15 protein-coding genes are annotated in these 21,242 nt (G+C 64.6%); 4 read left to right on the top strand and 11 right to left on the bottom strand.

Annotation, left to right across the window (positions count from 1 at the left end; translation table 11 throughout):
- Positions 1-27 precede the first annotated feature (27 nt).
- The 6 genes from ACFQVD_RS37030 to ACFQVD_RS37005 form a co-directional block, all read right to left on the bottom strand.
- Complete coding sequence (locus tag ACFQVD_RS37030) at positions 28-2,166, bottom strand: AIPR family protein (protein WP_343964759.1); 2,139 nt, start codon at positions 2,164-2,166, stop codon at positions 28-30.
- Between the two features lie 318 nt (positions 2,167-2,484).
- Positions 2,485-3,132, bottom strand: a complete 648-nt coding sequence (locus ACFQVD_RS37025) for a hypothetical protein (protein WP_343964761.1) — start codon at positions 3,130-3,132, stop codon at positions 2,485-2,487.
- Positions 3,129-4,568 (bottom strand): HsdM family class I SAM-dependent methyltransferase, encoded by a 1,440-nt coding sequence (locus tag ACFQVD_RS37020; protein ID WP_386273338.1) that lies wholly within the window; start codon positions 4,566-4,568, stop codon positions 3,129-3,131. Before ACFQVD_RS37020 ends, ACFQVD_RS37025 begins: the two co-directional genes overlap by 4 nt.
- 54 nt (positions 4,569-4,622) lie before the next feature.
- The gene (locus ACFQVD_RS37015; protein ID WP_386273336.1) at positions 4,623-6,110 is read right to left on the bottom strand and encodes a class I SAM-dependent DNA methyltransferase; all 1,488 of its coding nucleotides are present in this window, start codon (positions 6,108-6,110) and stop codon (positions 4,623-4,625) included.
- On the bottom strand, positions 6,107-7,564 hold the full coding sequence (locus ACFQVD_RS37010; RefSeq protein ID WP_343983822.1) for a restriction endonuclease subunit S: 1,458 nt from the start codon (positions 7,562-7,564) through the stop codon (positions 6,107-6,109). Before ACFQVD_RS37010 ends, ACFQVD_RS37015 begins: the two co-directional genes overlap by 4 nt.
- Complete coding sequence (locus ACFQVD_RS37005) at positions 7,561-11,094, bottom strand: type I restriction endonuclease subunit R (RefSeq protein WP_386273334.1); 3,534 nt, start codon at positions 11,092-11,094, stop codon at positions 7,561-7,563. Before ACFQVD_RS37005 ends, ACFQVD_RS37010 begins: the two co-directional genes overlap by 4 nt.
- Before the next feature lie 811 nt (positions 11,095-11,905).
- Here ACFQVD_RS37005 and ACFQVD_RS37000 point away from each other — a divergent pair.
- Complete coding sequence (locus tag ACFQVD_RS37000; RefSeq protein ID WP_343965902.1) at positions 11,906-12,760, top strand: ankyrin repeat domain-containing protein; 855 nt, start codon at positions 11,906-11,908, stop codon at positions 12,758-12,760.
- A 75-nt stretch (positions 12,761-12,835) separates the two neighbouring features.
- Here the strand turns inward: ACFQVD_RS37000 and ACFQVD_RS36995 are convergent, their stop codons facing one another.
- The 3 genes from ACFQVD_RS36995 to ACFQVD_RS36985 form a co-directional block, all read right to left on the bottom strand.
- On the bottom strand, positions 12,836-12,967 hold the full coding sequence (locus ACFQVD_RS36995) for a LuxR C-terminal-related transcriptional regulator (RefSeq protein ID WP_343965899.1): 132 nt from the start codon (positions 12,965-12,967) through the stop codon (positions 12,836-12,838).
- Positions 12,964-13,101 (bottom strand): hypothetical protein, encoded by a 138-nt coding sequence (locus ACFQVD_RS36990; protein WP_343965896.1) that lies wholly within the window; start codon positions 13,099-13,101, stop codon positions 12,964-12,966. Before ACFQVD_RS36990 ends, ACFQVD_RS36995 begins: the two co-directional genes overlap by 4 nt.
- Before the next feature lie 75 nt (positions 13,102-13,176).
- Positions 13,177-15,465 (bottom strand): polysaccharide lyase 8 family protein, encoded by a 2,289-nt coding sequence (locus ACFQVD_RS36985; protein ID WP_343965894.1) that lies wholly within the window; start codon positions 15,463-15,465, stop codon positions 13,177-13,179.
- A gap of 347 nt (positions 15,466-15,812) precedes the next feature.
- Between ACFQVD_RS36985 and ACFQVD_RS36980 the strand changes: the two genes are divergently transcribed.
- From ACFQVD_RS36980 to ACFQVD_RS36970, 3 genes are read left to right on the top strand one after another with little or no spacing between them, the layout of a single operon-like run.
- A complete protein-coding gene (locus tag ACFQVD_RS36980; protein ID WP_343965892.1) occupies positions 15,813-17,276 on the top strand; it encodes a serine hydrolase domain-containing protein in 1,464 nt (487 codons plus the stop codon).
- Between the two features lie 39 nt (positions 17,277-17,315).
- Entirely contained in the window at positions 17,316-18,005 is a 690-nt protein-coding gene (locus tag ACFQVD_RS36975; protein ID WP_343965890.1) for a response regulator transcription factor, read from the top strand.
- 4 nt (positions 18,006-18,009) lie between these two features.
- Complete coding sequence (locus tag ACFQVD_RS36970; protein ID WP_343965887.1) at positions 18,010-19,539, top strand: sensor histidine kinase; 1,530 nt, start codon at positions 18,010-18,012, stop codon at positions 19,537-19,539.
- Between the two features lie 134 nt (positions 19,540-19,673).
- Here the strand turns inward: ACFQVD_RS36970 and ACFQVD_RS36965 are convergent, their stop codons facing one another.
- Together ACFQVD_RS36965 and ACFQVD_RS36960 are read right to left on the bottom strand one after the other, a co-directional pair.
- Positions 19,674-20,147, bottom strand: coding sequence for a helix-turn-helix transcriptional regulator (locus ACFQVD_RS36965; protein WP_343965885.1), 474 nt, complete (start codon positions 20,145-20,147; stop codon positions 19,674-19,676).
- A gap of 112 nt (positions 20,148-20,259) precedes the next feature.
- Positions 20,260-20,670, bottom strand: a complete 411-nt coding sequence (locus ACFQVD_RS36960) for a VOC family protein (RefSeq protein WP_343965882.1) — start codon at positions 20,668-20,670, stop codon at positions 20,260-20,262.
- Positions 20,671-21,242: the final 572 nt, after the last annotated feature.

Here is a 21,242-nt window from a genome sequence, read left to right as displayed (position 1 = left end):
AGGCAACTAAAAACAAATAGGACTGAGTTAACCTTGTTCAATCTTGTCATCGAACAGTTGGAGTGCCAGGTCCCAAAGCGAATGCTTGCCATCTAGCATCCAGCGGCCTGGACCCTGCACAGAGACGGGGGAGTCGTCGTAACCTGCGAGCTCCCAGATCCGGGTGACGAGGCCGCTGGCCGAGTACCTCTTCTCGTCATATGCCCACAAAAGGCACTTGACCCGGTCGTTCACCCATGTAGCCCGTACCCGTCGGGGATCCTTCGCAAGCCAGTCCTTCACGGCCGCCGTCTCGGCATCGCTCCCTGATCGGAAGGTCAGCGGGGTGCCGTCGGCGAGGCGGCCCGCACTGACGATCGTGGGCACCGCATTGGGGCGGCGCGGCTTGCGTGGTTTCCCCGCCGGGAGCCGGTAGTCCTCCGCCAGCACGGGGATCGTTCCACCGCGCCGCACGTCTTCGAGTACCAGCTTCGCCAGGTGCTTGCAGCGGGTTTCGTCGCTGAAGGTGCTGGTAAGGAAGGAACTCCTGCCGTATTCAGCATCCAAGTGGTGGATCAGCCAGGACAGAACCGAGGCCGTCAATTCCGAAACGCGATCCAGCGTCGGCTGCCAGTCCAAGCCCGGCTCATCAATCTCGTCCTGGTCAAGAAGCTGGAAGACGAGGTGAGTAATGAGCATTTCCCCACGCCGTGCCATGTCGGCAGCACGTCCATGCAACTGCTTGCGCTGGATCGTCAGGGCTGCCCCCACCACTCGGCGAGCCTGCACCAAACGCCAGATCCGGTGAGCGGCAGGGACCTCCCCGAACAATCGCGGGTACGCCCCACTGGTGCCGCGTTCCCAGAGCAGATCTGTGTCTTGGCCAGCACGCACAGCAAGCTCCGGACTCCGGTGAGCACAAGCCAAAGCGATCGCGGCATGCACGACGGAGCAGCCTGCTTCGGGCGCCGGGTCGGGCTCACCCCGCTTGTAGACGTAAGTCTTGCCCAGCGACAGTAGGAAGTCCTCCCGGATCTCGGCCTGTGCCGGCTCCAGGGCAATGAAGTCTCGCTGTGACACGTCGTTCTGGGTGTTGGTCGTCTCAGTTATCCGCTTGGCGTAGGCTGACCGATCCACTCCGAGTGAGAAGGCACGGACAGTGACGTCGGCGTTATCAGCACTGTCCGAGTTCTGTGACATCGCCTCATAGATGGCCGTGACGGTTTGCGCACCATTGACGACGCTGACGCCCTCCAATCTCAATTTGACTGGTTCATTCGGCAGACGGCGCCCTGGCCAATGAGGCTCGATACTGTCGCACAACACGGTAATACCGTTGTTGAAGTACCAAAAGTTTTCCGGCTCTTCGAGAAGGGTCTCCTTGATGCCGGAGTTGATTCGGGTGAGGCCGAGGGAGTTCCGAACGTTCTGTTCGTACAACGTGTTGCCATGCTCGGCGTACCAATGGGCCACATCGCGGACTGCAACGGTCCCCTGCCATGCCTCGAAAGGGGTGTCTCGGCGGATCCAGCCTGTCATCGTGGCCGTGACGTTCACTGGGTCGGGTGCCAATTCTTGGCGCAACTGCTGGTGAAAGTCGTCCGCGTTCAGGACCCGATAGCTGAGCATCGGCCCCAGGCTGGGGTGGAGTTCGGAGCGTGCTCTGTCCAAAACTTCGGTGACCGCATCGGAGAGAGTGCCCTCCCCCATGAGCGCGATGACGAGGGTGATGTGCAGCCGAGGATCAGCCATCGCGGCATCGAGCTGAGCGGCGAACGGGGTTAGCCTTTCGTTAAAGCAAGTGAAGTCGCGCTGGTCGATCAGCCGGAGCCCGTCGATGAACTTGAGTGCCTCGCCCTTGTCCAGCCTCGCTCTACCCGAGTCGCTCCACTTGGCCTGAACAAGCCAGACGTCCCTCGAACTTTCACCCACCGCAACGCCATCGATACCTTCATCTTTATCGCCGTCTATCACAGCCCGGCCGGCCTTGTCATGGTCGCAGCCAGTCACTACTCGGACGGCGGCGGCCGCCAGGGCACGAGAGAGGAAGCGCTGTTCCCGGCTCGGTTGGTCGTAGCCCTTCAAATCGTCGTCATAGATCAACCCTGCGTAGTCGCGCAACAGCGCTTGGCGTACGTGCTGCACTCGGGTAGGCAGCTTTGATCCGTCCGGCTTTTTCGCGTTCATCCCTACCTCAGAATTACCTCGTATGCGTGATCTGCCACACACCCGTAGCATAACTCTCCGCTGTTTATCGCAATTCCCCCAAATTCACTTCCGCCCAGATCTATGAGAGCGAGGAGCTGCAGAAATTTTACATATCTTCTGATCATAAGGCACGCAGATACAAGTCGCGATCCTGCCATTAGCCCCACGCCACGAGGTAAAACCAAAGATCAAGCACCCTATGACGAGGTTTAAAGCGGGCACACATTCCTCTCCAGCAAGCCCCAGTCCCGTCGAATAGGTGCCATCCCTGAGTTAGGCGACGCCGAAGCTTCCAGATCAATCGAGAAGCTTCGCGATCGCGGTGGCCAAGTCAGAGATCCACTCGAGCGTCTCTTGCGCCTCTCTTGCTGTCATCGGCGTCGGGTCGCCACGGGGATCGCGGTCAGATCGATGGGCGATGTCGTTCCTCCGCTTGATCACTTCCTTGTCATGACGTCTTTTGACGTCCACTGGTGTCATCATCAAATGTCTTCCGATCTGCGTCCAGATGACATCAGCGTTCCCAAGCAGGAGGAGCCGGAGCCCCTTCGCGATCTGCTCGGTCGTGTGGTAAGTCTCGCGCTGTAGTTCCTCCGCAAGGAACTTTTTGAAAACCTCATGCTCTTCTTTATTGCGCATCTCCTCGACTACAGCGAACGGTATTCGTAGCCGGTTCAAGGTATCCGTACGCGTATTACCAAGATCATCTATGAGATGCGCAGCACGATTGATGATCTCTCGGCGCAGCCAGTAATCAAACGTGGAGACGGCCTGTGTCCAGGCAGCCCGGTAAAGATCCTCGGGGTGGGCCGCTGTTAAGTTCCCGTAGTCGGCGCCGCTGGCTTTTGCGGCGGCCTTCAGGCCCTGGATCGCGTTACCACCCGTGATCAGACCATTCGCGTACTCGATGCTCTTCGTGAACTCCTGAAACTCTGGAGTCGTCACGGTTCTTCGCTTCCTTCGTATGGCGTGTCGTCGGGTAATGCCGCCGCCAGGGCGGCGAACTCCGAAGCGGCGACACGCAGTTCGTCAGCGATCTCCTGAGCGATCAACTTGGGAGAGAGCCATTGATCCTCGGTCGTATCTGTATCCGGCCAGATATCCAGATGAAGGTTGCGGGCATGAAGCTCGGCATAGGTGAACGCCCTGAACCTCTGCGTCGCCACTCGCTCCTCACGTGGCTTGTCTGGCCCGTAGCAGTCCAGAAAAGTGCCGAAGTCCGATTGTCGCAGTCGGTTCTGTGTAGGCGAGAACTCCATGCCACGCCGGAAGTCATAGACCCACAAGCGCTCTGTTGCAACGCCACCGTCCGAGCGAGGGCGTACACGGTCGAAGAAAAGCACGTTGGTCTTCGTGTTCGCGCCTTTGAAGACGCCTTCCGGCAGCCTGAGCAGGGTATGGACATCACAGTGGTCAAAGAGCCATTGCCGCACAGCCGGCTCACCACCGGAACCGAAGAGCACATTGTCCGGAACGAAAACCGCCGCTCTTCCCCCTATGGGCAGCGCACGAGCAATGTGTTGGACGAAGTTGAGCTGGATGCTCCTGGTTACCGTGAGGAAGTCCTGCCGCCCCTCCGGGCTGGGGGTCTCACTCCGGAACGGAGGATTACACACCACGATGGTCGGGCTCACTGTGCTTGGGGCCGCCAGCGCGTCCATAACTGTGACGGGTGCCGGGCCGAGAAAGGTACCCCAGGTATGCAAGAGCAGGTTCATCGTGGCCAGCCGACACATGCGCTCGTCCATGTCGACGCCGATGACCGACATTGACGGGATCTTCACCCCCTCGGACGCCATCGCCGAGTACGCCCCAACGAGAAGCGATCCCGTCCCGCAGGCCGGATCGAGCACCAGATCGGATGAAGTAGGCCGGAGAGCCTCGACCACAGCGGATACGAAGACTGTGGGGGTGAGGATCTGCCCAGATTTCTTCTGGAAGTTATCGCCCGCCTTGTCAAGCAGCAGCGCATACATGCCGGGCAGCACTTCCCGAAGACCGCTCCAAGTATGAGGAGCGATCTGATCCTGGATCAGCGCGTGCAGTTGGGCAGCGTTCCGCACCGGGAGCTTCGCTTTGTCGAAGATCGCACGCATGATCCCGCGATCCGGATCGGCGGTGTTCTTCCCGCACTCCCGCAGGATGTGACGGAACTGTTGCTCCAACTCGGTCCCAGACTTGCCAACCAGCGAGGCCCAGCCTATCCCCCTGCGGATTACCCGTTCGGGGTTGAGCCCCCGTTCACCCCGTTCATGATCGAGCTTCAGGAAGAGTAGATACGTCACCAGCTCAGCAAAGTCGAGGTGATTCACCCCCTCGTTGCTGAGGTTCTGCTGATAGAACTTCCAAAGCCCGTCAAAGAGCGAGCGCGCGTCGTTCACGGTCTTGCCGCCCTAAGCACACCAGGGCACACAAGAGTTCGCGATCCACGGATATCATGACATGTCCGTATCCTCACGAGAGGACTTTAGCGCCTTTAGTGACTCGGTGATCGCGGAAAATTCGGCGAGCGCAGCCTCCAGTTCGTCCATGATCTCCTGTGCGATGACGTCCGGCTCTTCCAGCACGTCAGCGGAACTGTCCCGCATGAACGTCAGATCGAGGTTGACCTTGTCACGAGCGATCAGCTCGGTGTAGTCGTACGCTTTGAAGCGCTCGGTCTCCATCCGATCGTCCCGGCGATCTCCGGGCCGGTAGCACTTGATGAAGTCGTCGAAGTGTTCCCGCTTGAGCGGACGCTGCTTCATCGTGAAGTGCTGGTCGGTACGGAAGTCGTAGACCCAGAGCTGCTTAGTGGCGGGCGAGCTGTCCGGGCGCGGCGGCTTCTTATCGAAGAAGAGCACGTTGGCCTTGACGCCACCCGCGTAGAAGATGCCCGTCGGCAGGCGGAGCAGCGTGTGCACGTCGCAGCGCTTCAGGAGCTCCCGGCGGATCGTCTCACCAGACCCGGCCTCGAAAAGCACGTTGTCAGGGAGAACCGCCGCGGCCTTCCCATGCATCTTCATCGAGGTGTAGATGTGCTGGACGAAGTTAAGCTGCTTGTTGGTGGTCTCCGTCCACAGGTCCTGCCGGAATTTCGCGTAGTTCTCCCCGGTGACGGTCCCGACCCCGAACGGCGGATTGGCCAGGACTATGTCGGCGAACCGCGTTGGCGACTTAGCTAGAGAGTCTCGGACCTCGATCAGTTCTTCACCGTTCGCCAGGCCAACTCCGTGCAACAGCATGTTCATCGATGCGAGCCGCGCCGTCTCACGGACGAGTTCCACACCCCAGATGCCACCGGTCATCAGCTTCCGCCGTTGAGCGTCATTGAGCTGGGAAGCGTACTTCTTGACGACGTAGTCATGCGCCGCGATGAGGAAGCCGCCGGTGCCACAGGCCGGGTCGAAAACCGTGTCGCCAGGCCCGGGCTGCACACACTCCACCATCACATCGATCACCGATCGTGGTGTGAAGTACTGTCCTGCACCTGTCTTCCGATCCTCCGCGCCCCGCTGGAGCAGCCCTTCATAGGCGTCGCCCTTGACGTCTGTATTCTCGCTCGACCAGTTGTGCTGATTGATCAGATCCTTGACAAGTCGTTCCAGTACGGCAGGCTCTTGGATCTTGTTCTTGGCCCCCTTGAAGATGGCGCCCAGCATGCCCTTCTCCCTGGCTAGCTGGCTGAGGACGTATTCGTACTGCTCGTGCAGGGAATCAGCCGACTTGTTGACCAGGCTCGACCAGTCGAGACCCTCAGGCACGATCCGCTCAGGATTAAGTCGCCGGTTGGCCCGCTCGTGCGCCATCTTCAGAAAAAGCAAGTACGTGAGCTGCTCCACGTAATCCAGGGTCGAGACCCCGCTGTGCCGCAACAGCTCGCAGTAGCTCCACAGCCGGTTGACCAGCCCTCGTGGATCGAGTTCATCGGCAACGACACTCACGACAGCAGATCCCCTTGAATTCCGGCAGTTTTCTTCGTACGACTCCCGCGCCCTGCCCTAGCTTTGGTCCCCCGCCCCACTTGGATCCGCTCTAGGAGCATCGATGCCGACTCATCAGTGAAGTCCTGCGGCGCAAGCTCCCCTTCAAAGGCTTTCTTGAAAAGCAGGGAGCGCAGGACATCTGCCCTTCCAACTGCGGCTTGCGCAGACGCCCGCCCCGCATGCGAGATAGACAACACCTCAGCAACGCGAGTCACGATTAAGCGCTGCTCATCAATCGGAGGAACCGGAATTGGCAATTCTCGACACGTTGATAGCGCGATATTAAACTGTCCAGCAGTTGCTCGCGCAGTTGCCTGAAGCTTGTTAAGAATGAAAGGAGATTGGAGTACAAGCGCCAGCCATTCTGGCGTCAATTCCAACCCTGCACGAAAGGCAACAATGGCTTGATTGATGTTCCATTCTTCATGTAGGTCTGGGACAATGGCCGTCTTCCCCAGAGGGGGGCCAACGATATTTGTCAACACATCTCTTGGGCGAACTCTGGATCTGGCAAGCTTGCCCACATGAGTTGAATGATCGATAAAGGTTGGTCGAATAGAGAAGTCGATCATCCCATCCCGGGTGATATTGTATACTTTCAAGAAGGGGATATCGCCTTGATCAGCATGCATGAGACGGGCCTCAGGTGTAGCGCCCGACGTGATCAGATCGCACACATCCGAAGCGACTCGCCATTTCCAGGTAGGAGGCAACGGCTCCAGTGCTTGGTAATTAATTTTTCGAAAGGCATGGTCTTTGATTAGCTCAAAACTCGAATTATCATTGACTGGAGCCGCATGTGACAGAAGACGTCCGCTAGCTGCAGCGCTAAGGACTGTGGTTCGGAGCAGCTTGCAGCGATCATCCACTGCATTAACCGAAGAACGCGCCGAATTAAGACGAGCAAGATGTTCTTCGAGAGCTGCGACGATCCGCCTCTGTTCGTTCACTGGGGCGACAATTATCGGAGTTTCCAAGAGCTTCTTAGATGCGACGCTCGCTTGATTGACATGGTTATTAAGAACCGTCTTGAAATATCCCTGCATCCACAGCCAATGCAACTGGATAGCGAGAAAGTCAGACCGAATCCCTTCTGGCGGCCTCAACCTGGTCATATGATTAGAGAACGCCAGCGGTTCGACGCTGGTAACGAGCGCAGTCTTACCTACCAGTTCAGGACTATTCGTGTTATTGAACAATACATCGCCTGCAATAACACGCCGATCAGACGCGTCGGCAACGTAACGCACGTCGTTGAGATCGATCCTGCCGTCCCGAGTTATGTTCATTGGCCGCAGATGAACAACACCATCACCATCACGATTGTGCTTTCCGCTGGCGAACCCAGGTTGGGCATCCACACCAAATTCATCGAGTGTCGCTCGAATCCACCCGTTGGGAAGTTCACTCATGCGGTCAGGTCCTGGTCCAGGTCGTTGAGGATGGATACGGCACGGTCGTCACCGAAGGCGGCAAGGAAGCCATCGGTACCACCACGACTGCTGAAGGGCACGTGGTCCAGGTCAGCCGTGTCGAATCGTACCGTCATGGCGGTGGTCTCAGCGATGTGTTCCAACCACCAGAGCTGCGCATCGGTGAATCGGACCCCGGCCTGTTCTTGGCGCATAAGCCAGTTCCAGAACCGGTCCTCGATCACTGATGCATACGGGCGGGGCTCTTCTTCCAGACCGAGTTCGAAGCGGATCAGGGAGACCAGATCGGCCACACCGTGCCGCACACCGCTACGGGAGGCAGCGAGACCCGCGCGCTCATACGCCTTCCACAGCGCGTCGTGGGTCCAGCGGCGCGGTGGGCGGGCGATCCGTTCGGCGATGACCTTGAGATCGGCGAACACCTCTCGCGGCTCTTTGGAACGCTGGGCGTAGGCGGCGTGCCAGGCGACGATCTCGTCCTGATTCTCAGCGAGGTACTCACGCCAGCTGGTGACCGTAGACTTAGCCTCCTCCGTGTTCACAACCGCGCCCGCGTGGACAACCCGGTCGGAGTTGACCTCGTCGAAGACGATGTCCATCGCGCGCCGGATCTCCAGGAGCCGCTTTCGCAGCTCGGCGTTGCTCTCCAGTGGTTCGATGGCCTTCCTGAGAAGCTCCACGACCGCCTGCTCTCCACCGCGGACTTTTGCTGCTTCCTGAGCATCGATCGAAATAGCGTCTACCATTCTCCTGACGATCGCGCGGAGTGGCTGGCCAGCGATACGCTCAATCTCAGCCTTGTCCTGGGGACGATTGTTGAGGTCCTTGTCTAGCCGGGAAAGGCGTGATGCGAGGGTTGAGACCTCCTTCTCATCGCATTCGCCGTTGGCGGCTTTGCGGAGCAGTTTCTCCAGGCTTTCTCGTTTGGTCTCGTCGCGGTCGAGCGGTGCGGCGTCCACCTTGGGATTCTCGGTGACTCCGATGGCGTCTACGATGACGAAACGGGTCTTTTCCCCGATGTCGGGAGTGACGGCCTGAAACTCGGCGAGCGGGATGGTCCGCGCTCCCCGGCCTTTCATCTGCTCGAAGTAGGCCCAGCTCCTCACATCGCGCATGAAGATCAAGCACTCCAGCGCCTTGACGTCCGTCCCTGTGGCGATCATGTCGACAGTGACAGCGATTCGGAGCTGCGCGGAGTTGCGGAAGGCGGCCAGGAGTTCGTGTGGCTTCTTGGCCTTGTGCGTGATCTTTGCGCAGAAGTCGTTGCCGCGGCCGAAGGCGTCACGAACGGTCTGAACGATCTCTTCGGCGTGCTCGTCGTTCTTGGCGAAGATCAGCGTTTTAGGCACCATTCGTTTGTCTTTCGGGATATCCCGGCGCTCAGGGAAGATCTCCGTGTAGAGCCGGTCGCGGAAGGTCTCGATGACGGTTTTGAGCTGGCCCTTGCTCATGACCCGGACGCCGACGTCACGCCCGCCGTACTGGAAGTCGTCATCGAGGTCCATGTAGCGCTGCTTACGTGTTCTACGGTCGCGGACCGGCACCGTAGTGCCCGCGTCGATCAGCGCGCCCAACTCGGAGATCTCGGTCTTGATCCGGTAGACCTCGAAATCGACGTTGACGTTGTCGGCGACAGCCTGTTCATAGGTGTACTCGCTGACCAGGTTCTGATGGAAGAAACCGAAGGTCTGCGCTACCGGAGTGGCAGTCAGGCCAACCAGCGGGGCATCGAAGTAGGTGAGGACCTTGCGCCACTGGCCATAGATCGAACGGTGGCACTCATCCACGATGATCAGATCAAACGACTCCGGCGGGAAGTCTGCTTTATAGCGGACATCGATCTCTCCTTCCACCTCGTAGGAAAGGTCGTCGTCAGTGATCGGCTTCCCGGTGAGCACTTGGAAGAGCCTCTGGATAGTGGAGACCACCACCTTCGATGAGGCGAGCATGTCACTGCCGGTGAGCTGCTGCACGTTGTAGAGCTCAGTGAACTTCCGACCATCGTCGGGTGTGTTGTAGTTCTCAAACTCGGTCCGGGCCTGAGTGCCGAGGTTGTTCCGGTCAACGAGGAAGAGGATCCGCTCGGCCTTGGCGTGCTTGAGCAGCCGGTAGGAGAAAGTGGCTGCGGTGTAGGTCTTACCCGCGCCGGTGGCCATCTGGATCAGCGCACGCGGCCGGTTAGCGGCGAGTGAATCCTCCAGGCCATGAATCGCCTCGATCTGCGCGGGACGTAGCCCCTCAATGATCAGCTCGGGCAGCCGGAGCCGGAGTTTGGCTCGGTAGGTAGGGGCTTGCGGGTCCTGCTCAGCATCGTGAATCCACCGGGCGAAGGTCTCGGGGCGATGAAAATAGGAGACGTCGCGGGAGCGGGAGTCCGGGTCCAAGATATTACGGAAACGAGTGGTACCGCCGTCAGTCGCGTAGCGGAACGGCAGTTCGTTCCTCCACGCTACCCGTCGCTGACCAGAGGTAAGGCTGACGGCGTACCGATCGGCCTGCTCCTCCGCGGCGGTCAGGTCTGCGCCCTCACGTTTGGCCTCGATGACCCCGACCAGCTTTCGGTTCACGTACAGGACGTAGTCGGCGCGACCCGCCGCAGTGGTGACCTCTCGGGCTGCGACCCCCTGCTTCGCCCAAAGGTCCAGCCCGACCCCGGCGTCCTGCACCGACCAGCCCGCGTCTTTGAGCATCTGGTCGAGCTGGATTCGGACCTGCGCCTCGCTGAGTGGCTCGCGGGCGGCCGTCTCGGCGTTGGTAAGAAGCGTCTCGCGCTCTTCCAGGGTGGTGGTCCGCTTGCTTTCGTCGAACTGGCGGCGGAAGCCGGCGAGTTCGTCGCGCATCGCCGCGACTATCGTGGCCAGTTCGCTCTGCGCGGCGTACGCGCGGGCCAGCTCGGCCTCGGCGGCGCGATTGGCGTCCTGCTTGGCTTGCTTCTCGGAGGCCTTATTCTCGAAGGTTAACCTGGCTTCGGCGAGGGCGCGCTGCGCGCGTTCGAGATCGGCGCGGAGCGCAGCAATCTCACCGGTGTCCGCGTCGGCTGCCGATCCGGGTACCAGGGGCTGGGGCGGAACAAAAGGAAGCTGATCGCGGCTGCCGGTCAGGAGCCGGTGGAACCAAACGCCGAGCCGGAAGCAAGTCTGGACAGCCTCCAGTGCCGTGCGCTGCGCGGCGGGGGTGTTCTCGCTGGCGAGGTTTTGGTGGACCGCGCGGTTGCCTAGTCCCCGGATCTGGTCGAATGCTTTCTCGACGTCGCCGTGGAGGTAACCCTCGCGGGCCAAAGCGTGAAGCCGGTCGACCTGCCGGTCTCCCTCGACCCGCACCCGGCCGCGCCGTACGAGATCGGTGGCGAGCACCTCACCGAACTGGCGAGCCTTGAAGAGTGCGACATTGGGGTCAGTGAAGACAACCGTCTCCGCGCCCGCGCCGTACAGCACCAGGAGCGGCTCATGCGGCAGCAGGAACCCGAAATTCGACGACTTGCCCGCCAACTCCTGGATCCGCGCGTCCATTCGTCTCCGTTCACCGTGTCGATTATCTCAAGGTCAGTATGGGCTACCAGCCCAATCGATCTGTCCGATAGATCCTTTTCATCGTGAACGTATATCCTCGGTACGACATGTTCTTTGGAGGACCGTGCAGGGCTTCCCTCCGATAGCACGGACAACAAGCACATGATCTGGCGTACTGCAAGGGATCCGCCTAAACATTTAGACGACACTGCGGTGCCAAGACAGCAACGTGTCCGGCATCACGACCCGATGCAGCCGAAGGCATGTGGGGCCAGTCGTGCCAACACGGCGAGCAGCGCTCGGTCGGCTCAGTGAATCGCCCCGGCTTCGGCCGAGACTCAGGTGTGTCCCGAGAACCGCTGAGCCCTCAAGTGGCCGTCTCGGAGGGTGCGGGACATGCGCGGGATGATCATACAAACGGCGAGTGCCGCGCAGGGTATTTTTGCAGGTCATCCCTAGTGAGCAAGCAGTACCGCCCGCGCTCTCCTAAAGCGGGTGTCGCATGTTCGAATCATGCCGGGGGCACTCTTCTGACCAGCCATTAAGCCCTTGATCAGGGGCTTAGTGCGGCCCTCTCTAGTGATCACATGCAGCCGGATGCCGTCATGTGCAGCCGTAGGTCAATGACCGGGGGACATATGGGGGACGATCTTGAAGGCGTTTCCCCAGGTCGGTCATGATTCTCGTCCCCCTGAACACAGCTTCGAGGGCACTGGGCCTCGATCCGCTCCGCTCCTATGGATCTTCGCTGGCACCATTTTGTCGGTGCCGCAGTGTGTTCTTCATGTCACCTTCGGAAGGAGTCAGAGGCATGTATGACGACGAGTCGGCGTTGCACGATGCGGCCGAGAACGGTTCACCCGAGGAGGTCGCGGAGCTGGCCGGTCGGGTGGAGGACGTCGACGCCGTGCACGAGGGCCGCACCGCCCTCTGGGTCGCCGTGTACGAGGAGCGCCACGACAACGCCCGTGCCCTGGTGGCCGCCGGGGCCGCCCCGTGGAGGCCGATGATGAGCGGCTGGTCGCCCGGGCGCCTCAGCCTGGCCGGCCCGGAACCCGGCCTGTTCGACCGCCCCTCCGGGGTGAACGGCCTGACAGATGACGAGGCCGCCGCGGTAGTGGAGGCCGAACGTCTGAGAGCGGTGCTGGGCGACCTCTACTGCGACGGCACGGGACTGGCGTGCGTGGCCGGGATCGACGCGGCCGAGGCGGTGCGACGGCTGGAGGCCACGGTCGAGATCATCGATCCCGAGGAGTTCCTCGACGAGATAGACCCCTTCAGCGAGGAGTCGATGGCCTTCGTCGGCGTTACCGACGTACCCGGCGGCTGCGTTGTCACCCAGCCGTGGGGGTACATGCCGCAGACGCCCGGCGCCAGCAAGCGATTGTCCGCAGGTACCGTCTGCTACGGCCTGTACGCCAATCCCAAGAGCGGCAACCAGGGCAGCATTGTCCGCGACGGCGAGATCGTCGGCTGGGACCTGCATCCCGGTGGAGCTCCCTGGGAGGACGACGGGCCCCTGGAGGTCCTGTTCTCCTACCTCTACCGGTACAACGCGGTTGCCTACTCCTGCGCCTATGCGGGCCTGCGGCTGACTGACGTGCGCGCGGTCACCGGCCCACCTGACGTGTGGCTGCGTCTGCCGGAACGCGACCACTGGCGCTGATCTCACCTTTCCCGCGGAACAAGGGCGATGTCTCGACGCAGTGGCAGCTCTCCTTCGACCAGCTGTACGGCCTGCTCAGGTGAGCCCGGCCGGCTCCGCCCGCGAGGTGATCCCTAGCTTGGGGAAAGCCTTGTACAGGTGGTAGCCGACGGTTCTGGGACTGAGGTCCAGCCGGGCCTCGACGTTCCGGTTCGAGGAACTGGTCACGGTCGGCCGTACCACCTGGTGCTCTTGGGGAGCATGCTGAGCAGGTCGTCCGCCTGGCGCGGGGTGGCGGGCAGGTCGCCGGCGAGCCGCAGTTCGGCGTGCACCCGCCCGGCCCACACTGGTTCAAGCGGCATATGAGTACTCCGCCGAGCTCATCGGGGTGCTCTTTGTCGTGATCTCGTATCCCATCGGCTTCGAGCGCCTCGGAGTCAGACGCGTACCTCCGCGGTGTGGGCGTGCCCGCGACTCCCCCCCACCTCCACCTTGAGCGCGCCCCTGGCCTTGTGCACACTACGATCGCCCTCCCTGACCGACTTCACCCGCCAGGGCAACGTCACCTTCACCTCGTCGACGGTCCTGGACGGGTCGGCCACCGCGAGCCGTACCCGCTCGCCCGCGCGCCGGACCAGCAGTGTGCAGGGGCCGTCCACGCTGAGCGGCCCATCCTGGGTCTCGACGGTCCCCCCACGCCAGAAGACGGCGGCGGTCACCCCGTCGCGCGAGATGGCCTGCACCGCTCCGGAGTTGGCGAGGATCTCGACCCGCCCCTCATAGGCTTCCAGCTGCGTGATGGAGGCGTCGGGCAACACGGCGTAGGCGTAGCGTGCCCTGCGGGGGTCGACGCCGTGGTCGATGAGGATCGTCGTGTAGTGCCTGGTGACAGGGGATGTGTCGCCCCCGGTGGTGGCGCCCTTGTCGATGTCGCGCCAGCGGCCGGTGCGCTCGGCGCGGATCACCTTCGCGTCGGCGCCGTCGAGCAGCACGTAGCCGGCCACGCCGGGCAGGTGGATCCAGCCGTCGCCCCGGGTCAGCGGTGGGTGCCGGTCGTGGGTGTTGCGGTTCTCCACGATGGTCTCGATACGGCGGCCGTCGGAGGCGGTGATGCCGGCGCCGAGGGCGATCACCGCGTCGTCGAGCAGGAACCACGCCTTCTTGGCCCGCAGCGAGGAGCCGCCGGCGATCAGCTTCATGGCGGCCACGCCGTACTCGCCGTCGAGTGCCACGCCGCCCGCCCACGGGGTGGGCGGCAGGCGACGGTGGTCGTGCGGGAGATCGGCGCGTCTACGGGTGTCGACCGTCGTGCCCGGCAGCCGGTACGGGTCGATCGTGGGCCACAGGTCGTCGTTCCAGTGGGTGAGGTCGCCGGTGTAGAGGTAGGTCATGCCGTCGCCGGTGTACCAGCCGTGCAGATTCTCCCGGTTCATGGCCTCGGCCGCGCCGATGCGCTGCGAGCTCATCGCGATCGCGTACCCCCAGGTGGGACGGCGGTGCACGACCCGGTCCATGTCGGCGAAGACGTACGTGCCCGTCGTGCGCGGGCCGACCGGCACCGACGGGTCCTCCAGCAGGGCCGTGGCCCTCGCGATGCTCGCCGGCGGTGCGAGCGTGCCGTAGGGGATGGCCTGGTTGCGGGTGAGCCAGCCTTTGACCAGCGGTCGCCAACGCCGGGCATGGCGCTCGGGTGCCGTCTCCAGCAGGGTGAGGACGGCCTCGACCGTCTTCTGTCCCGAGTGGTGGTCGCGGTGGCCCTGCACCGAGATCTGCCGGCCGCGTACGCAGTCCATCATCAGCCCGTCGAAGACGAACGGCACGAACGAGCGATCCACGATGTCGTAGACGTTGCCGATTCCGGTGATCTCCCACGGTGATCTGGAGAGCATGGCGATCAGCTTGGCCACGCTCTCCAGGTAGTCCACGCCGTAGCTGCCGGTGTAGGGGTACACGTCGTGCTGGATGAACGATCCGTCACGGTAGAAGCCGTCGCCTGGGCCCCTTGTCGGCCGCAGCAGGTCGGAGACCGCGTTTCTGGCCCGCTTGACGAGGCGCGCGTCGTGGGTGAGCAGTCCGCGCATCGCCACCGCCATGGCCTTGCCCGCGCGGTTGGCACCGGTCTCGACGACACCGGGGTGGCTGACGCGGCGCTCCGGGTCGGGGCACCAGCGGCGCAGGGGGCGCAACCAGCGCTCAAGGCGGTTCTTGGGCAGGCCGTCGTACAGCAGGGCGCAGGTGTCGGTCAGCGCGCGGGGGACGCCGATCTCCCACCAGAACCAGTTGCTGCCCCGCCGGTCGAGCCTCTCGTGGTACGCGTGCTCGTACAGGAAGTCCAGCGCCCTGACAGCGGTCTCGGCGACCTGGCCGTCCCGGTGCATGGCGGTGCCCGGCGTGGCCCAGGCCAGCGCCAGTGTGCGCATGCGGTTGTAGGCGCGGTTGAAGTTGCCCGTCCTGGGGTCGGACAGCGGCAGGTCGGGCCACAGGCTCGGGCGGTCGGGAGCGGGCTTCAGCTTGCGCAGCACCGCGTTGGCCGAGCCTTCGAGCGCCCGCGTCCTGTCGGTATGAGCGGAGTTGTCCGACCCGCCGGCCAGCAGGCTCACCCACCGCTCACGCGCGGCGTCGAACGCGGCGGTGCCGGCCGCCTCGGCCGGTCTGTGCCACAGGGCGAGACCGGCCACTGTCGCGGCGCCCAGCAGGGCGGACCGCCGACTGAGGGGGTGGGTCATGGAGGCTCTTCCAGCACTGGTGCAAATATCAGGCGAAAAGATCATAAGTCGACATGCGGGTGGATCATTCGGCTCCTCTGGCGGTGAGCGGGCGTACGAACGTCGTCGGGAGCGTGCGCTACCCGGCTCGGGCGGTGACATGCCGGACCGTTCAGCCGACGGCGTCTCACCCGCTGGAGTATCCCAAGCCGCCGGCCCACCTCGCCGAACAACAGGGCCTCGATCCGGAGCCGTCCTGGTGGACCTGACGAAAGTCAGGTGAGGTCCGGCCGATCGTGCGCTGTGTGACCCTCGGCCCCGCTCCTAGCGTTCGTCCCATGTGGACGAAGACCTCAAAAAGGCCCCTGATGACGATGGGAAAAGTCGCGGCGATCGTCGGTGTGCTGCTCACGATGGGGATGACGACGGCGGAAGCGGCGGAGACCGACGGGCTGAGCGCGACCGCGATCGACCGCCACCTGCGCGACTACATCGAGCGGACCCGGCTGCCCGGTGCCCTGATCGCGGTCACCAAGGGCGACCAGGTCGTGTACGCCGCGGGTTACGGCCGCACGGCCGGTGGCGAGGCGATCACGAAGGACACGCCGATGCCGCTCGCCTCGGTCTCCAAGTCGTTCACGGCCTTGGCGGTGCTGCACCTCGCCGACCAGGGCAGGCTCAGCCTGGACGACCCCGTTCGGAAGCATCTGCCCGAGTTCACCATGGCCGATCCCCGCGCCGGGAAGATCACCGTGCGGGAGCTGCTCCAGCAGACCTCGGGGATGAGCGACCGGACCTTCCCCGAGCTGACGCTCCCCGCGGCGGACACTCTCAAGGACGCCGTCGCGATGCTGCGGACCGCCCCACTCGCCGCCGACCCGGGCACCAGGAAGATCTACCACAACCCCAACTACTCTCTCGCGGCGCGGCTCGTCGAGGTGGTGGCCGGGGTGCCGTTCGGCGACCACATGGCCGCCACCGTCTTCGCCCCACTCGGCATGACGTCTACCAAAACGGTGAACACCACCGTGGACCTCCCCGGCGCGGGCGAGGGTTACGTCCGCGCCTACGGCCGGGTCGTCAGGCGTTCCCATCCGAAGTGGTTCGTCAACGGCGCCTACGGCGTCGTCAGCACCGCCGACGACATGGCCAAGTGGCTGATCACGCAGAACGGCGCCGGCCGGGTCTTCCCCAGGGAGACCGTCAAGATCGCCCAGACCGCGTCCGGGGTGGGCGGCAGCGGCTACGGCATGGGATGGGACACCGGGAGGACCACAGGGGGAGCGCCCAAGCTCCAGCACACCGGCTGGCTGCTCACCCACAACTCCGCGCAGACCCTGCTGCCCGCGAGCGGATACGGCATCGCCGTCGTCACCAACACCGGGATGATCTCCGGTGACGACGCGGTCATCATCACCGACGGCCTGGTCGACATCATCGAGGGCCGCCCCGACGCGGGCACCGTACCCTTCACCATGACCGCGGACCCCTGGCTGGGCGGCCTGGCGCTGCTCAACCTCGTGCTCGGCTTCCTGGGGGTCTACCGCGCCCGCGGTTGGGCCCGCCGCCGTGCGGGCCGCCCCGGGTGGCGCCTGGTCGTACGGCTGGTCCCCTACGCGCTGCCGATCGCACTCTTCGCCGGCCTCGCCGATCTGATCGGCTTCGTGATGAATCGGGTGGGCACGCTGGATCAGATCACCTACGTCTGGCTCGCGCTGTACATCTGGGCCGGCACCGGCGCGCTGGCCGCCGCCGCCGTCGTCGCCTCCCGTCTCGTCCACACCGTCCTCGCCCGCCGCGCGGGCGCCTCCGCCCCTCTCCCCGTGGGATAGCGTGACCTGGCGATTACCGAAGGACAGAGGCGGGGGCCGATGATCCGAGTGCTGCTGGCGGACGACGAGGCGATGATCCGGGCCGGCATACGAGCGATCCTCGCCACGGCCGACGGCATCGAGGTCGTCGCCGAGGCGGCCGACGGGCACCAGGCCGTCGACCTGGCCCTGAGACACCGCCCGGACATCTGCCTGCTCGACATCCGGATGCCGCGGCTCGACGGGCTCCAAACGGCGGCCGAGCTGCGCCGGGTCCTCCCCGAGGTCGCCGTCGTGATGCTCACGACCTTCTCCGAGGACGAGTACGTCGCGAGCGCGCTCGGCTCCGGCGCGGCCGGTTTTCTCCTCAAGTCGGGCGACCCACGCGAGCTGATCGCCGGCGTCCAGGCCGTCGCCGAAGGCGGCGCGTACCTCTCCCCCACCGTCGCGCGGCGGGTCATCACCCGCCTCGGTACGCGGCGGTTCGGCAGGCAGGCCGTCGCCCACGCCCACGTACAGGAGCTGACCGCCCGCGAGCGCGAGGTCCTCGCCCTGGTCGGGGCCGGCCTGTCCAACGCCGAGATCGCCCGGCGTCTGCATGTCGTCGAAGGCACGGTCAAGGGGTACGTCAGCCAGATCCTCGCCCGTCTCGACCTCAAGAACCGAGTACAGGCGGCGATCCTCGCCTACGAGGCAGGTCTCGTACCCGAGGAGGAATCCCCGCTTTCGTCAGAGCATCGGCGATCCTGAGCCCATGCGCAGCGTGCCCGGCCGGCTTTCCCGTCTCTTCGACCTTGGACTGTGGCTGGTGGTGTGCGTGCCGCCGGTCACGGCGGCCACCTCCCTGCATGGGCCGGACGTGCTGACGGCTGCCGTGGGCGTCCCGCTGCTGGGGGCCGCGGTGGCACTGAGCCGGAGGTGGCCGCTGGCGGCGCTGGCCGTGCCGGTGGCGCTGAGCCTGGCCCTGGATGTGCAGATGTCGACGCCCCTGTACTGGACGGCGCTGGTGCTCTTCGGCTACCTGGCCGGGCGGCGGATGGCGACCGCCCGTCCGGCGCTGTGGTTCTTCGGGGCCGTCGCCACCGCCGGGCTGCCACTGTGCGCGTTCGTCCTGCGGGACCTGTGGGGCTGGCCCATGCAACTGCTGACGCTGCTGCTCACCGTGGTGTTGCCGTGGTTGGTGGGCCGCTACCGCCGCCAGTACGCCGAACTGGTCGGTACGGGCTGGCGGCTCGCCGATCGGCTGGAGCGCGAGCAGCAGGCCGTCGCCGACCGCGCCCGTATCCGGGAGCGGGCCCGCATCGCGGGCGACATGCACGACTCCCTCGGCCACGACCTGACACTGATCGCGGTACGGGCCGGCGCCCTGGAGCTCGACCCCGGGCTGGACGCCCGGCAGCAGGCGGCCATCGGTGAACTGCGGGAGGCCGCCGGGGCCGCGACCGAACGACTCCGGGAGATCATCGGTGTGTTGCGCGCGGACGACGAGCAGCCGCCCAGAGTCCCGGCCGCGGAGAACACCGAGGCTCTGGTCGAACGCGTGCGGAACTCCGGGGTCACGGTCACGCTGGAACGCCTGGGCGATACGGACGACCTGCCGCCCATGGTCGGCCTCGCCGTCCACCGCGTGCTCCAGGAAGCCCTGACGAACGCCGCCAAACACGCACCGGGCACGGCCGTACAGGTCCGGCTCGTACGGGACGGGGCGCTCCTCGGCCTCAGCGTGGTCAATGACCCGGCCACGGTGGCCCCGCTGCCGGGCGTGGCCTCGGGCGGCTCCGGGCTGGTGGGGCTTGACGAGCGGGTACGTCTCGCGGGCGGCACGCTGCGCACCGGTTCGACCCCCGAGGGCGGCTTCGAGGTCGTCGCCGAACTGCCGGTCACCGGCGGCACGGCCGCACGCGCCGCCACCGCCGCCCGGCCCACCGTCTCCGCCGGGGAACTGGCTCGTGCCCGGCGGCAGGTGCGGCGCCGGCTGGTGCAGGCCGTCGTGGTACCTCTGGCGGTGCTGGCCGGGATCCTGCTGCTCATGATCCCCATCAGCTTCGTCAGCTCCTCCTTCTCGGTCCTGGGCCGGGACCGGTACGAGCAGCTGGAGGTGGGCGATGTGCGGTCTCGGCTGCCCGCGTTCACCAGGGACGGCCCGCCGGACGACGCCCCGCCCACGCCCAGGGGTGCGGACTGCGTGTACTACAACACGAGAACGGCCTCGGCCGACGCCTACCGGTTGTGCTTCGCCCACGACCGTCTCGTTTCCAAGGCGATCGTCGGAGGTTCGCGGTGATCAGGAAGTACCGGTAGGGCTCGTCGAGCTCGCGCGGGTCGAAACCGGTCCTGGCCGCGAACGCGTCGCCCGTCCCAGAGGCGCGGTCCACCGGCTCGGCGGTGCCGTTTCGAGGGTGCGGGATTCGATGGAGGTCATGGCCGCAACGCCGGTCGCGGCTCGCCGACCGGCGCTTCTCGGTTCCTGACCGGTCTGGTCACCTGTTTCGCCAGGCACGACGGCATCCCCGCCGCGGCACCCGCCACGCGGCGCTGGTAGACGCTGGGCGGCATGCCGACCAGTTCGGTGAAGCGGGTGCTGAAGGTGCCCAGCGACGAGCAGCCGACCGCGAAGCAGACCTCGGTGACGCTGAGGTCGCCACGACGCAGCAGCGCCATCGCGCGCTCGATGCGACGCGTCATCAGGTACGAGTACGGCGACTCGCCGTAGGCGAGCTTGAACTGGCGGCTGAGGTGCCCGGCGGACATGTGCACGCCGTGGGCGAGCGCCTCGACGTTCAGCGGCTGCGCGTACTCCCGGTCGATCCGGTCGCGGACGCGGCGCAGTCGCGCGAGGTCTTTCAGGCCCTGTGCCGCGGTGAGTGCGCGCCCCCATCCGGGATGACACATGAGAGAACTCCTTTCGTCGATGTCCGCGAGCACCTGGGCTGCCTGGCGAGACGCTCGCCGACGAGGGTGGGGCCGGCGGCGGCCATCGTGGCCGCATCGATCACCTGACGGTTCAGCGAACCTCCTGGATGCGGACCAGGTTGCCCGCGGGGTCGCGGAAGGCGCAGTCGCGGATGCCGTACGGCTGCTCGGTCGGCTCCTGGACGACCTCGGCGTCGCCGGCCTGCAGCTTCTCGAAGGTGCCGTCGAGGTCGGGGGTGGCCAGCAGGATCCAGCCGTAGGTGCCCTTGGCCATCATCTCGGCGATGGTGCGGCGCTCGTCGTCGGTGACGCCGGGGTCGGCGGCCGGCGGGGCCAGGAGGATGGACGTGCCGGGCTGCCCGGCGGGGCCGACCGTGATCCAGCGCATCTTGCCCTGTCCGACGTCGTTGCGTACCTCGAAGCCGAGGGTGTCACGGTAGAAGGTCAGGGAGGCGTCCGGGTCGTCGTGCGGGAGGAAGCTCGTGTGAATGGTGATGTCCATGTCTGTCACGTTATCTGCGGTTCGGTGGCCGGTGCTTCTCGAATCCTGATCGGTTCGGCCACCTGTTCACCCGGGATCTCCAGGACCGCCTCCCAGGTGATCGCCGGTTCGGCTTCGCGATCTTCCGGCGGAGGGCTCCTCCCACAGTGAGCCCGTCTCCCCCTGACGGCAGAAAACGGCCCGAACCGGCTCGGCTTCTGGCAGGGTCGAGCGAGACAGGACCGTTGACGGATGACGATCGTTCAAGTTGGCAGTGGTGCTTCTAAAAGCGCGATCGGCGGTGTGCGCGATGGCCTCTGGACGGCAGGCGGGTCACGGTGCCGACGGCGGTGTCCTCCGGGACCGCGATCGGGAGTCCCCCGTCCCGGCACGGACGCGGGTGAAGTGCCGTTTCCGCATGATGGCGGCCGTACTGCTGATGGGAGCCTGCGCCTGCGGGCCCTCCGTACCGCCGTCGGCCACCGACGGGCAGGCTCCGAGCGTCCCTTTCGAAGAAGATAATTCACCGGCGTGGCTCGCCCCGTCGGAGACACCCCCACCCGTGCCCCCTCCCGTTCGGAAGGCCGAAACCC

It is taken from the genome of Streptosporangium amethystogenes subsp. fukuiense, from assembly GCF_042665875.1.
GTDB lineage: Bacteria > Actinomycetota > Actinomycetes > Streptosporangiales > Streptosporangiaceae > Streptosporangium > Streptosporangium fukuiense.
The sequence above is the reverse complement of the archived record's forward strand: the minus strand, read 5'-3'. Positions and strand labels throughout refer to the sequence as shown.